This is a genomic window from Mycobacterium sp. NGS22 (assembly GCF_059813095.1).
In genome coordinates, this window is record NZ_JCALDY010000031.1 from 21,799 (window position 1) to 34,888 (window position 13,090).

A 13,090-nucleotide genomic window follows, 5' to 3' on the forward strand; every position below is an offset into this window, starting at 1 on the left:
AGTAAGATACGGTTATTCGCATCGCCCCAACGACCGAGGCTGCCGAAATGACCGACACTGCTTCAGATACCCCGCCGCGCGCCAAGAAGCGCCGGGACCGCCAGACCGCGATCGGTATGAGACCGCACAAGCGCACCGCGGTCGACGTGGCCATCGCGCTGATCACCCCGCTCGTCGGCCAGGAATTCCTGGACAAGTACCACTTGCGGGACCCGCTCAACAAAGGCCTGCGCTCCGGCACGAAGGCGCTGTTCAGCACCACCACCGCGGCCACCCGGCAGTTCAAGCGGGTACAGAGCCTGCGTGGCGGCCCGACCAGGCTGAAGTCCAGCGGCAAGAACTACTTCGACCTGACGCCCGACGACGACCAGCAGATGATCGTCGAAACCGTGCAGGAATTCGCCGCCGAGATCCTGCGTCCGGCCGCGCACGACGCCGACGAAGCCGCCGCCTACCCGTCCGGCCTGATCACCAAGGCCGCCGAACTGGGCATCACCGCGATCAATATCCCCGAGGACTTCGACGGCATCGCCGAGCACCGCTCGGCCGTCACCAACGTGCTGGTGGCCGAGGCGTTGGCGTACGGCGACATGGGGCAGGCGCTGCCGATCCTGGCGCCCGGCGGTGTGGCCTCCGCGCTAACCCACTGGGGCAGCGCCGATCAGCAGGCGACCTACCTGAACGAGTTCGCCGGCGAGAACGTCCCGCAGGCCTGTGTGGCCATCGCCGAACCGCAGCCGCTGTTCGACCCGACCCGGCTCAAGACCACCGCGGTCCGCACCCCGTCCGGGTACCGCCTGGACGGCGTGAAGTCGTTGGTGCCGGCCGCGGCCGACGCCGAACTGTTCATCGTCGGCGCCCAACTCGACGGCAAGCCCGCGCTGTTCATCGTCGAATCGTCCGCCAACGGACTTACCGTCCGCCCCGACCCGAGCATGGGAATCCGCGCCGCGGCACTGGGACAGATTGAGCTGTCCGGGGTTTCGGTGCCGCTGCACGCCCGGCTCGGCGAGGACGAGGCGAGCGACGCCGACTATTCCGAGGCGATCGCGCTGTCCCGGCTGGGCTGGGCGGCGCTGGCGGTCGGCACCTCGCACGCGGTGCTGGACTACGTCATCCCCTACGTCAAGGAACGGGAAGCCTTCGGCGAACCGGTCGCGCGTCGTCAAGCCGTCGCGTTCATGTGCGCCAACATCGCCATCGAGTTGGACGGGCTGCGGCTGATCACCTGGCGCGGCGCATCGCGCGCCGAGCAGGGCCTGCCGTTCGCCCGGGAAGCCGCGCTGGCCAAGCGGTTCGGCGCCGACAAGGGCATGCAGATCGGCCTGGACGGCGTGCAGCTGCTCGGCGGGCACGGCTACACCAAGGAGCACCCGGTCGAACGTTGGTACCGCGACCTACGCGCCATCGGCGTCGCCGAGGGCGTCGTCGTCATCTGAGTGGCCACCTGAACTTCTGAATCGAAAGATCAATCATGGCAATCAATCTCGAGCTACCGGGCAAGCTGCAGGCCGTCATCACCAAGACCCACCAGGGCGTCGCGGAGTTGGTCCGGCCGATCGCCCGCAAATACGACCTGAAAGAGCACGCCTACCCGGTCGAGCTCGACACCCTGATCAACCTCTTCGAGGGGGCGTCCGAGTCGTTCAGTTTCGCCGGCGCCGGTGAATTGCGCGGTGCGGAGAGCAAGGACGACAACCACAACGGCGCCAACATGGCCGCGCTGGTGCAGACCCTCGAAGCCAGCTGGGGTGACCTGGCGATGATGCTGTCCATCCCCTACCAGGGCCTGGGCAACGCGGCCATCTCCGCCGTCGCCACCGAGGAACAACTGGAACGCTTCGGCAAGGTGTGGGCCGCGATGGCCATCACCGAGCCGGGGTTCGGCTCGGACTCGGCCGCGGTGTCCACCACCGCCCGCCTCGACGGCGACGAGTACGTGATCAACGGCGAGAAGATCTTCGTCACCGCCGGTTCCCGCGCTACCCACATCGTGGTGTGGGCGACGCTGGACAAGTCGGTCGGACGCGCGGCCATCAAATCGTTCGTCGTGCCGCGCGAGCATCCCGGCGTCACCGTTGAACGCCTCGAGCACAAGCTGGGTATCAAGGGTTCGGACACCGCGGTGATCCGGTTCGACAACGCGCGCATCCCCAAGGACAACATCCTGGGCAATCCGGAAATCGAAGTGGGCAAGGGCTTTTCCGGTGTGATGGAGACCTTCGACAACACCCGGCCGATCGTCGCCGCGATGGCCGTCGGCGTCGGCCGGGCCGCACTGGAGGAAATCCGCAAGATCCTCTCCAATGCCGGCGTCGACATCGACTACGACCGGCCGGCGCACGCCCAGAGTGCGGCCGCTGCGGAGTTCCTGCGCATGGAATCGGACTGGGAGGCAAGCTATCTTCTGTCGCTGCGGGCAGCCTGGCAGGCCGACAACAGCATCCCCAACTCCAAGGAAGCGTCGATGAGTAAGGCCAAGGCCGGCCGAATGGCCACCGACGTCACCTTGAAGACGGTCGAATTAGCCGGCACCACCGGCTATTCCGAGCAGACACTGCTGGAGAAGTGGGGTCGCGACTCCAAGATCCTGGACATCTTCGAAGGCACCCAACAGATTCAGCAGCTGGTGGTCGCCCGGCGCCTGCTGGGCCTGTCCTCGGCCGAACTGAAGTAGCGGACTCAGCCGATCTCCGCCGGCGGGTCGACTTCGTCGTCGGGGTCCACCAGATCCAGTTCCCACCACTGCACGTCGTGCCAGGTGTCGAGCTTCCATCCGACCCGACGAAAAAGCCCGACCGGCTGGAACCCGAAGGCTTCGTGAAACGCGTTGCTGGCCTCGTTGGGCTGGGCGATGCAGGCGAATGCTCTGCGGAACCCATGTCCGGGAAGACGTTTGAGCAGTTCGGTGTACAGCAGCCGCCCGCCGCCCGATCGCTGGCGATCCTGCGCCAGATAGACGCTGGTCTCCACCACCCACCGGTAGGCCGAACGTGGATGAAACTGGCTCGCATAGGCATAGCCGGTGACAATCCCGTCGACCTCGAGCACCAGCCATTCGTAGCCGTCGACAGCGGCTTCGATGCGATCGGCCATGTCCTGCACCGTCGGCACTTCGGTTTCGAAGGTGATCGGAGTATCGAGCACATAGGGCCGGTAAATCTCGGCACACGCCGCAGCATCAGCAACGGTGGCGGTGCGAACCAACGACATCAGCCGGCCAGTCGCACAACGCCGCAGCGACCAAAAGGGAAGCGATCCACCGCTCGAGGTTAGCCCGAGACCGGCCTACCGCCCGGCGCCACCACGATGCGGAGTTCTAGATTGAGGCAGGCGGGAATCGACTTGGAGGTTGGCATGCGCGCGGCACAGGTGACTCGACTGGACGGTCCGGACGCGATCGAGGTGACAGACGTCGACGAACCCACCGGCGACGGCGTGGTGGTCGACGTGCACGCCGCCGGAGTGGCCTTCCCCGACGCGCTGCTCACCCGCGGTCTCTACCAGTACCGGCCGGATCCCCCGTTCGTGCTGGGTGCCGAGATCGCCGGAGTGGTCCGCTCGGCGCCCGACGGGGCGCACGTGCAAGCCGGCGACCGGGTCCTCGGACTGACCATGCTGACCGGGGCGATGGCCGAGGTCGCGGTGCTGGGCCCGGACCGGGTGTTCAAGCTGCCCGACAACGTCAGCTTCGAGGCGGGCGCCGGGGTGCTGTTCAACGACCTGACGGTGTACTTCGCGCTGAGTACCCGCGGCCGGTTGCAGACCGGTGAGACGGTGCTGGTGCACGGGGCCGCCGGTGGCATCGGCACGTCGGCGCTGCGCCTGGCGCCGGTGTTGGGCGCCTCCCGCGTCATCGCGGTGGTCAGCTCGGAAGAGAAAGGACAGATCGCGACGGCGGCCGGTGCCACCGATGTGGTGCTGGCCGACGGGTTCAAAGACGCGGTCAAAGAGCTCACCGACGGCCGCGGCGTCGACATTGTGGTGGACCCGGTGGGCGGCGACCGGTTCACCGATTCACTGCGTTCCCTGGCCCCGGCGGGACGGTTGCTGGTGATCGGCTTCACCGGTGGCGAGATCCCCACGGTGAAGGTAAACCGGTTGCTGCTCAACAACATCGACGTGGTCGGGGTCGGTTGGGGCGCGTGGGCAGGCAAGCATCCGGGTGCACTCGACGAACAGTGGGCTGCGTTGGAGGAACTGTTCGCCTCGGGCAAGCTGGCACCGCCGGAACCCGACGTGTACCCGTTGGCCGAGGCCGCCGCCGCGGTGGCGTCACTGGAGAACCGCTCGGCCAAGGGGAAAGTCGTACTGCGCATCCGCGACTAGAGCGTGCGCAGTTCGCGACGCGATTGATCCCGCGAGCGTCCGCAAATGTACGGCGCAGCACCGGTTTTCTGGCATTTTGGGGACCCTCGTGACCGAGAAGTCCCGGCGGCACCGCCTGTGCTTGCATCCCGGCAAAAGAGAAACTAATGTCACTTTTAGTTTTATGAGCCCGTCCCCGCGCGAGCAGACGCAAAATCGCACAATTTGGTCCGCAACCATGCGAGTTTGCGTCTGCTCGACAGAGTCTTGGAGGCCGCCGTGGAATCCTTCATTCACCTGCGCAAAGGCAGGACACCGAAACGCGTACACGCCGACCTCGACGGCCTCAAGGACGACGAACTCGGCCGCGGCGGGTTCACCGGTCGCACCGCCAACATCTACCGCCGCCACGACCCCACCGCCTACCGCGCGGTGGGACCGTTGCGACCGGTGGACGTGCTGGCCGACCAGCTCAAACCCAGCGACGCCACCGATGCAGGCGGTGGACCGCTGCTGATGTTCAGCAACCCCGACTGCCGGGTGCTGCTGAGCCGCCGGCAGGAGGAGATGCCGTTCTACACCCGCCACGTCGACGGCGACCTGCTGTGCTTCGTGCACGACGGCGCCGGACTGCTGGAAACCGAGTTCGGCCCGCTGCGCTACCGGCCGGGCGACTGGGTGTACCTCCCGAAAGCGACCACCTGGCGCCAGATACCCGACGGCGAAACCACCTTGCTGATGATCGAGGCGACCGACGAGTTCCGGGTGCCGCCACCCGGTGCGCTGGGCCGGCACTTCCCGTTCGACCCGTCGCAGGCCGTGATCCCGGACCCGGTGGCGCTCGACGACGACGGCCGGGACGAGTACGAAGTGCGGCTGATCCATCGGGACATGCCGGATGCCGGGTCGACAACCACTCTTTATTACCAACACAATCCGATCGACGTCGAAGGCTGGCGCGGCGACAACTTCGCGTTCACCTTCAACATCGCCGACTACAACGTCGTCACCTCCGACAGCGTGCACCTGCCCCCGACCGTGCATCTGTTCATGCAGGCCACCGGCGTGTACGTGATGAACTTCCTGCCCAAACCCGCCGAGGGCATCCCCGGCACCGAACGAACCCCGTGGTATCACCGCAACGTCGACTACGACGAGATCGCGTTCTTCCACGGCGGCTCGCTGTACGGCATCCCGATGCCGCCGGGCCTGATCTCCCATGCGCCGCAAGGGGTTCACCACGGGGCGCCGGAGAAAGCTCGCGAACGGGCGCGCCGCAAGTTCGACGACTATCAACGGGTGGACTGGCAGGTGATCGCCATCGACACCCGGCGCCGGCTGACCCCGTCACCCGAAATACTCGCCAACGACCTAGGACAGCACCAGTGAAGTACGACTACGAGCGAATCCCCTATCTCGTTGCTTTCCAGAACCATTCGGCGGTACGAGACGTCTACGGCGGGGTGGCCGAGCTGACCGTCCTGGAGAGCTACCTGCTCAAGCCGAAGGACCGCCCGTCGGACACCGTGCTGGTCTTCATGCACCCGATCGGCGGCGGGGCCTACCTGCCGATGATCAACGCCCTGGCCCGGGCCGGTCACCATGTCATCTACTGCAACAGCCGGTTCCGCGGCACCGACTCCGCGCTACTGATGGAGAAGGTGGTCGAGGACCTCGGCGAATGCATCAAGGACGCCAAGAACCGGTTGGGTTACCAGAAAGTGGTCCTGGCCGGCTGGAGCGGCGGCGGCTCCCTGTCGGTGTTCTACCAGCAGCAGGCGCAGCACCCGACGATCACCTCCAGCCCGTCCGGGGACGGCCCCGACCTGACCAAGCTCGACCTGCCGCCCGCCGACGGAATCATGTTGCTGGCCGCGCACATCAGCCGCCACGGCACGCTGACCGAATGGCTGGATGCGTCGATCCTGGACGAATCCGATCCCAGCAACCGCGACCCCGAGCTGGACCTGTACAACCCGGACAACCCGAACCAACCGCCCTACAGCGAGGAGTTCCTGGTCCGCTACCGCAACGCGCAGATCGAACGCAACCGGCGCATCACCGCGTGGGCGAAGGACAAGCTGCAGGAGTTGAAGGCGGCGGGCCGCCCGGATGACGAGTTCGCCTTCGTCGTGCACGGCACCATGGCCGACCCGCGCTGGCTGGATCCCACCGTCGACCCCAACGAACGCACACCGGGCACCTGCTACCTGGGTGATCCGCAGGTGGTGAACATGAGCCCGGTCGGGCTGGCCCGGTTTTCCACCCTGCGCGGCTGGCTGTCGCAGTGGAGCTACGACGACGCCCGGGGCGACGGCGTGGCGTGCGGCAAGGACCTGGCGATCCCCGCATTGGTGATCGGTAACCTGGGCGACGACGCGTGCACACCCAGCCACACCCGGCGGCTTTTCGAGGCGATCGGGCACCCGGACAAGGAGATGTACGAAATCCCCGGCGCGACACACTATTACGTGGGACCCGACCAGCGTGACAAACTGCGCCAAGCCGTCGACATCGTCACCGACTGGCTGAACCGGCACGACTTCGCGAGCGCCGGATGACCTCCACCGGCCCGCTGGACGGCATCCGGGTGCTCGAACTCGGCACCTTGATCGCCGGCCCGTTCGCCGGCCGGCTGCTGGGCGACATGGGCGCCGACGTCATCAAGGTGGAACCACCCAACGCCCCCGACCCGCTGCGCACCTGGGGCCAGGCCGAAGTCGACGGACATCGCGTCTTCTGGACCGTGCACGCCCGCAACAAACGCGCCATCACCCTCGACCTGCGCAAGCCCCGCGGACGCGAGTTGTTCCTGGACCTCGTCGACAAGTCCGACATCATCGTCGAGAACTTCCGCCCGGGCACGCTGGAAAAATGGAACCTGGGTTACGACGTGCTCAGTGACCGCAATCCGGGCATCATCCTGGTCCGGGTGTCGGGCTACGGCCAGACCGGACCGGACGCCCACAAGGCGGGCTATGCCTCGGTCGCCGAAGCGGCCAGCGGGCTGCGGCACCTCAACGGCTTCCCCGGCGGCCCCCCGCCCCGGCTCGCGCTGTCCCTGGGCGACACCCTGGCCGGCATGTTCGGCGCGCAGGGCGCCCTGGCTGCGCTGCACCGCCGCGGCGTCACCGGTAGAGGTCAGGTCGTCGATGTCGCGCTGACCGAATCCTGTTTAGCCGTGCAGGAATCCACGATTCCCGACTACGACGTCGGCGGCGTGGTGCGAGGACCGTCGGGCACCCGGCTGGAAGGGATCGCCCCGTCCAACATCTACCGCAGCGCCGACGGCTCGTGGGTGGTGATCGCGGCCAACCAGGACACCGTGTTCGCCCGGTTGTGCAAGGCGATGGGACGTCCCGAACTCGTCACCGACGAACGATTCGACACCCACCGCGCCCGAGGCCGCAACCAGGACGAACTCGACGAGATCATCGGCGCCTGGGCCGCCGGGCGCCAGCCGGCTGACATCATCGAAACCCTTTCCGCCGCAGGGGTGATCGCCGGACCGATCAACACGGTCGCCGAGGTGGTCGACGACCCGCAACTGCGGGCGCGCGACATGCTGGTGCCGCACTACGACGAGCGGGTCGGCCGGGAAGTGCTGGGCCCGGGAATCGTGCCGGTGCTCTCGGAATCCCCCGGTGCGGTCCGCAACGCCGGTCCGGCGCGGCCGGGGCAACACAACGAAGACGTCTACGCCGGCCTGCTGGGCAAGAGCTCCGACGACATCGCCCAATGGGTCGCCGAGGAGGTGTTGTGAACGCCCACATAGACATTCGCGAAGTGGCACTGCGCGACGGCCTGCAGATCGAGCAGCCGATCCCGTTGTCGGCCAAGCTGGAACTGCTGGCCGCCGTGGCGGCCACCGGGGTACGTGAGGTGGAAGCCACCGCGTTCGTCTCTCCGACGAAGGTGCCGTCGATGGCCGATGCCGCCGAGTTGGCCGCCGAACTGCACAACTTCCCGGAGATCGAATTCTCCGCCCTGGTGGCCAGTCCCAACGGCGCCAAACGCGCGATCGCGGCCGGACTGCGCTCGATCGAGTATGTGGTGGCCGCCAGCGACGCGTTCAGCAAAGCCAACGTCGGGCGTTCCAGCGCCGAGGCCACCGACCAGATCGGCGACATCGTCGCCATCGCCCACGACGGCGGCGCGGCCGTCGAGGTCATCGTCGCCACCGCGTGGGACTGCCCGTTCGACGGGCCCACCCCGGCGCAGCGCGTCCTGGACATCGGTGCGGCCGCGGTCTCGCACGGCGTGGACCGGTTCTGCATCGCCGACACCATCGGCACCGCCACGCCCGGCCGGGTGAGTTCGCTGGTCGCGCAACTGAGTCCGGTCATCGCCGACCTGCCGCTGGGCGGGCATTTCCACAACACCCGCGGTTCCGGGCTGGCCAGCGCGTATGCCGCGGTCACCGCTGGCGTCACCCGCCTGGACGCGTCGGTCGGCGGCCTGGGCGGCTGCCCGTTCGCGCCGGGAGCCACCGGCAACATCGCGACCGAGGACCTGGTGTACCTGTTGACCGACAGCGGATTCGAGGTCGACGTGGACCTGGCGGCCGCGATCGCGGCGGCGGAGGTTGCGAGATCGGCTGTGGGGCATGACCTGCCCAGCGCACTGTTGCGCGCCGGAGACCGGATCCGCGGCTGATGCCCGCCGAGCTGGTGAGCGCCAAGGGGCGACAGACCCGTCAGGCTATCGAGCTGGCGGCCCGGAAGCTGTTCGCCGAGCGCGGTTTTCACGGCACCACGCTGGCTGACATCACCTCGGCGGCGGGCAAGTCCTCGGCGGTGTTCTACCGGTATTTCACCGACAAGGAAGACCTGCTGGCCGCGCTGGCGGAGTCGTTTTTGCATGACGTCGTCGAACCATCGGGATCCAGCGTCGACCTGCCCTCCTCCCCCGACGACGACACGTTCTTCACCACGACCGTCACCGGTTACTGGAACATGTTCAAACAGAACATCGGCATCATGATCGCGGTGGCCCAGCTGGCCGCGACCCAGCAGCGGTTTGCCAAGGTGCAGAACGACTTCCGCCGGTTCGGCATGGACATCGTGGCGGCATCGGTCCACCGCGCCCAGGAGCAGGGGTACGGCACCGAACTGAACCCGGAACACACCGCGGCGGCGATTGCCCTGCTGTTCGAGAACTTCACCACGGTGTTCGTCGGCAAGCCAGACCCCCGAAAAGGACTCGGCGTCACGATCACCGACGAGGACGCCATCGCCCTGCTGTCGCGGATCTGGAAGAAAACCCTGTACGGAAAGTAAGGATAACAACGTGGATTTCGCTCTGCCAGAACATCTTCCGGGACTGCTCGCGGAGATGGACGAGTTCATCGAGACCGAGATCAAACCGCTGGAACGCGAGAACATCCAGTACTTCGACCATCGCCGGGAGAACGCCCGCACCGACTGGGACAACGGTGGCATCCCCCGTCGCGAATGGGAGGACCTGCTCGGCGAGATGCGCAGGCGCGCGGACCGGGCAGGCTGGCTGCGCTACGGCCTGCCCGCCCAGTTCGGTGGCCGCGACGGCAGCAACATCGACATGGCCCTCATCCGGGAACACCTGGCGCACAAGGGTCTCGGGCTGCACAACGACCTGCAGGACGAGTCGTCGATCGTCGGCAACTTCCCGCAGGTCATCATGATGGACCGGTTCGGCACCGACGCACAGAAGCAGGAGTGGACCGAGGCGCTGATCACCGGCGAGCGCTCGATGGCGTTCGGACTGACCGAACCCGGCCACGGATCGGACGCCACCTGGTTGGAGACCACCGCGGTCAAGGACGGCGACGACTGGGTCATCAACGGCGCCAAGCGATTCAACACCGGCGTGCATCGCGCCAGCCACGATCTGGTGTTCGCCCGCACCTCGGGCGAGCCCGGACAGGCCCGTGGCATCAGCGCGTTCCTGGTGCCGTGCGACTCCCCCGGCTTCACCATCCCGTACTACTGGTGGACGTTCAACATGCCCACCGACCACGCGGAGGTGGAACTCAAAGATGTCCGGGTGCCCGCCGACGCGGTGCTCGGCGAGGTGGACCGCGGCCTGGAAGTGGGCCAGACCTTCCTGCACGAGAACAGGATTCGGCAGGCGGCCAGCAGCCTGGGCGCCGCGCAGTACTGCATCGACCGCGCGGTGGCCTACGCCGGTGAACGCATCGTGTTCGGCAAGCCGCTGGCAGTGAACCAGGCCGTGCAGTGGCCGCTGGTGGAGTTGCAGACCGAAGCGCAGATGGTGCGGCTGCTGGTGTACTACGCGGCCACCCAGCTGGACGACAACCACCACATGGAGGTCTCCGACAAGGTGTCGATGGCCAACTACCGCGCCAACCGCCTGGTGTGCGAAGCCGCCGACCGGGCCATGCAGGTGCTCGGCGGCATCGGCTACAGCCGCCACGAACAACTCGAACACATCTACCGCCATCACCGTCGTTACCGGATCACCGAGGGCGCCGAGGAGATCCAGATCCGCCGAGTCGCCCAGCGGCTGTTCAAGTTCGGCAAGAAATGACCCTCGCCGAGGACCTGGCCGCGCTGTTGGCGGGGGTAACCGGCCAGCCGGTGACCGTCGAGAACCTGCGCGTGCTCACCGGCGGCGCCAGCCGCACCACCTACGCGTTCGACGCCGTCACAGACGCCGAGAGGCGCGCGCTGATCCTGCGCAGCGGCCCGCCCGATGACGTCCACGCGGGCATGGAGCTGGAAGCCCGCACCCAAGCCGCCGCCAGAGCCGCCGGCGCACCGGTTCCGCACGTGCTGATCGCCGATGATTCGGTAGGCGCCCTGGGCAATCCGTTCCTCATCTGCGAAGAGATCAAGGGCGAGACCATCGTTCGGCGCATCTACCGGCAACTCAGCGACCCACAGCGGCTGTTGCACCAGTGCGCGCAGGCCATCGCCGCCATTCACCGGGCCGACCCCGACATACCCGGGCTCACCGAGGAAGATCCCGTCGGCCAGTGGCGCGAACGGCTCGACGAGATGGGTGACACCACCGCCACCTTCGAATGGGCGTTCCGCTGGCTGGAAGCCAACCGGCCGTCGACGCCTTCCCCCACCGTGCTGGTGCACGGCGATTTCCGGATGGGCAACCTGATCGTCGATGGATCCGAGCTGGCCGCCGTGCTGGACTGGGAGCTGGTGCACGCCGGAGAGAGCTACGAAGACCTGGCCTGGTTCTGTGTGCGCGCCTGGCGGTTCGGCGCGCCCCCCAGCCGCGCGGCGGGCGGGCTGGGCAGCATCGAAAGTTTCCTGCGCAGCTACGAGGACGCCGCCGGTTCGACCGTCGATCGCCCGACGTTCCGGTGGTGGCTGGTCTTGGCCACCCTGCGGTGGGGGATCATCTGCCGTTACCAGGCCGAGCGGCATCTGAGCGGGCAGACCCGCTCGGTCGAACTGGCCACCATCGGCCGGCGCGTCTGCGAGAACGAGTGGGACCTGCTGGACCTACTCGAGGAAGCGTCGTGAGTCTGCACGGCCGGCCGACGGCCGCCGAACTCGTCGCCGCCGTCGCCGAATTCCTGGAGACCGAGGTCCGCGAGGCGACCAGCGGACCGGTCAACTTCCACGCCCGGGTGGCCGCCAACGCGTTGCGCATGGTCGAACGAGAACTGCTCGAACCCGACGAATCCGACGTCCGGGCGGCGCTGACGGACTTGGGGTTCCCGGACGAAGCCGCCCTGACCGCCGCCATCCGGCGCGGAGACTTCGACGAGCACGCCCAAGACGTCACCGCCGTGCTACGCACCCTGGTCCGCCATCGGCTGGCCGCCGCCCATCCCGGATACGACGCACCAGAGGAGCCCGCCCCATGAGCCATGCCGTTCTCGAGGCCGCCGATCGCCTGTTCGCCGCCATCGAACGCGGCGACTGCGACGAGGTGGCCGACATGTGGAGCGACGACATCGCGGTATGGCGGACGGACGGACACCGCGACCCCAGAAAGTGCGATGACAAGGCCCGCGCGCTGCGGGTGATCAACTGGTTCATCTCGGCCACCACCGAGCGCAGCTACGAAATCCTCGATCGGCAGGTCTTCGACACCGGATTCGTCCAACAGCACATCCTGCGCGCCAGCGGGCACGCCGGGCAGTCGATCTCGCTGCGGGTTTGCATCGTGATCAAGTTGGACAACAACGGTTTTATCAACCGTATCGACGAGTACTTCAACCCCGAGGAACTCGCCCCGCTACTGGACCGGCACGAGGACCGACGATGACGACGCTGGAGACGCTGCTCACCGATCCCGAGACCACCGGGCCCTGGAACCTGGCACCCGACCGGTCGTCGGTCGGATTCAAGATCAAGAACATGTGGGGCGTGCTGCCCGTCAAGGGCAAGTTCACCAAGATCAGCGGCGACGGACGCCTCACCGACGAAGGCACCATTTCGGGCCGGCTCACCATCGTGGTCGCCTCGTTGCGCACCGGCATCCGCCGTCGGGACCGGCACCTGCTGTCCGCCGACTTCTTCGACGCCCAGCGCTTCCCGCACATCACGATCCTGGTCACCGGCTTGCAACCGACGACCGGGAAGTCCGCCGAACTGCAGACGAATTTCACCATCAAAGGCGTCAGCGAGCCGGTGCTGTTGCCGGTCCGGATCACCGAGCTGGACGACGGGTCAGTGCGGATACACGGTGAAACCCAGCTCGACCGGACCCGTTTCGACGTGGACTGGAACAAACTCGGCGTCATGGCCAACACCGTCACCGTGTCGTCAGAAGCCGTCTTCGTGCGGTCCGCCGGAATCGCGTGATCTACCAT

The 13,090-nt window shown here is 67.1% G+C and carries 14 protein-coding genes; 13 read left to right on the forward strand and 1 reads right to left on the reverse strand.

Annotated elements, in window-relative coordinates; genetic code table 11:
- Positions 1 to 47: 47 nt before the first annotated feature.
- Together AC5Y47_RS21990 and AC5Y47_RS21995 are read left to right on the forward strand one after the other, a co-directional pair.
- Positions 48 to 1,439: an acyl-CoA dehydrogenase family protein gene (locus AC5Y47_RS21990; RefSeq protein WP_499946370.1), complete on the forward strand. Its 1,392-nt coding sequence runs from the start codon at positions 48 to 50 to the stop codon at positions 1,437 to 1,439.
- Between the two features lie 35 nt (positions 1,440 to 1,474).
- Positions 1,475 to 2,677, forward strand: a complete 1,203-nt coding sequence (locus tag AC5Y47_RS21995) for an acyl-CoA dehydrogenase family protein (protein WP_499946371.1) — start codon at positions 1,475 to 1,477, stop codon at positions 2,675 to 2,677.
- 5 nt (positions 2,678 to 2,682) lie between these two features.
- Here AC5Y47_RS21995 and AC5Y47_RS22000 read toward each other — a convergent pair whose 3' ends face one another.
- The gene (locus AC5Y47_RS22000; protein WP_499946372.1) at positions 2,683 to 3,213 is read right to left on the reverse strand and encodes a GNAT family N-acetyltransferase; all 531 of its coding nucleotides are present in this window, start codon (positions 3,211 to 3,213) and stop codon (positions 2,683 to 2,685) included.
- A 144-nt stretch (positions 3,214 to 3,357) separates the two neighbouring features.
- Here AC5Y47_RS22000 and AC5Y47_RS22005 point away from each other — a divergent pair, with 144 nt between their 5' ends.
- The 11 genes from AC5Y47_RS22005 to AC5Y47_RS22055 all read left to right on the forward strand — a co-directional run bounded on the left by AC5Y47_RS22005 (position 3,358) and on the right by AC5Y47_RS22055 (position 13,082).
- Positions 3,358 to 4,329, forward strand: coding sequence for an NADPH:quinone oxidoreductase family protein (locus tag AC5Y47_RS22005; RefSeq protein ID WP_499946373.1), 972 nt, complete (start codon positions 3,358 to 3,360; stop codon positions 4,327 to 4,329).
- A gap of 258 nt (positions 4,330 to 4,587) precedes the next feature.
- Positions 4,588 to 5,697, forward strand: coding sequence for a homogentisate 1,2-dioxygenase (locus AC5Y47_RS22010; RefSeq protein WP_499946396.1), 1,110 nt, complete (start codon positions 4,588 to 4,590; stop codon positions 5,695 to 5,697).
- On the forward strand, positions 5,694 to 6,869 hold the full coding sequence (locus AC5Y47_RS22015) for an alpha/beta hydrolase family protein (protein ID WP_499946374.1): 1,176 nt from the start codon (positions 5,694 to 5,696) through the stop codon (positions 6,867 to 6,869). The genes AC5Y47_RS22010 and AC5Y47_RS22015 overlap by 4 nt, the downstream gene beginning before the upstream one ends.
- Positions 6,866 to 8,071 carry a CaiB/BaiF CoA transferase family protein gene (locus tag AC5Y47_RS22020; protein WP_499946375.1) on the forward strand — a complete coding sequence of 402 codons (1,206 nt, stop codon included), beginning with the start codon at positions 6,866 to 6,868 and terminating at the stop codon, positions 8,069 to 8,071. Before AC5Y47_RS22015 ends, AC5Y47_RS22020 begins: the two co-directional genes overlap by 4 nt.
- A complete protein-coding gene (locus AC5Y47_RS22025; protein ID WP_499946376.1) occupies positions 8,068 to 8,964 on the forward strand; it encodes a hydroxymethylglutaryl-CoA lyase in 897 nt (298 codons plus the stop codon). Before AC5Y47_RS22020 ends, AC5Y47_RS22025 begins: the two co-directional genes overlap by 4 nt.
- Positions 8,964 to 9,587: a TetR/AcrR family transcriptional regulator gene (locus tag AC5Y47_RS22030; RefSeq protein WP_499946377.1), complete on the forward strand. Its 624-nt coding sequence runs from the start codon at positions 8,964 to 8,966 to the stop codon at positions 9,585 to 9,587. The genes AC5Y47_RS22025 and AC5Y47_RS22030 overlap by 1 nt, the downstream gene beginning before the upstream one ends.
- A gap of 10 nt (positions 9,588 to 9,597) precedes the next feature.
- Positions 9,598 to 10,836, forward strand: coding sequence for an acyl-CoA dehydrogenase family protein (locus AC5Y47_RS22035; RefSeq protein WP_499946378.1), 1,239 nt, complete (start codon positions 9,598 to 9,600; stop codon positions 10,834 to 10,836).
- Positions 10,833 to 11,792 carry a phosphotransferase family protein gene (locus AC5Y47_RS22040; protein ID WP_499946379.1) on the forward strand — a complete coding sequence of 320 codons (960 nt, stop codon included), beginning with the start codon at positions 10,833 to 10,835 and terminating at the stop codon, positions 11,790 to 11,792. Before AC5Y47_RS22035 ends, AC5Y47_RS22040 begins: the two co-directional genes overlap by 4 nt.
- Positions 11,789 to 12,139 carry a DUF6285 domain-containing protein gene (locus AC5Y47_RS22045; protein ID WP_499946380.1) on the forward strand — a complete coding sequence of 117 codons (351 nt, stop codon included), beginning with the start codon at positions 11,789 to 11,791 and terminating at the stop codon, positions 12,137 to 12,139. Before AC5Y47_RS22040 ends, AC5Y47_RS22045 begins: the two co-directional genes overlap by 4 nt.
- A complete protein-coding gene (locus AC5Y47_RS22050; RefSeq protein WP_499946381.1) occupies positions 12,136 to 12,543 on the forward strand; it encodes a nuclear transport factor 2 family protein in 408 nt (135 codons plus the stop codon). The genes AC5Y47_RS22045 and AC5Y47_RS22050 overlap by 4 nt, the downstream gene beginning before the upstream one ends.
- Positions 12,540 to 13,082: a YceI family protein gene (locus AC5Y47_RS22055; RefSeq protein ID WP_499946382.1), complete on the forward strand. Its 543-nt coding sequence runs from the start codon at positions 12,540 to 12,542 to the stop codon at positions 13,080 to 13,082. The genes AC5Y47_RS22050 and AC5Y47_RS22055 overlap by 4 nt, the downstream gene beginning before the upstream one ends.
- Positions 13,083 to 13,090: the final 8 nt, after the last annotated feature.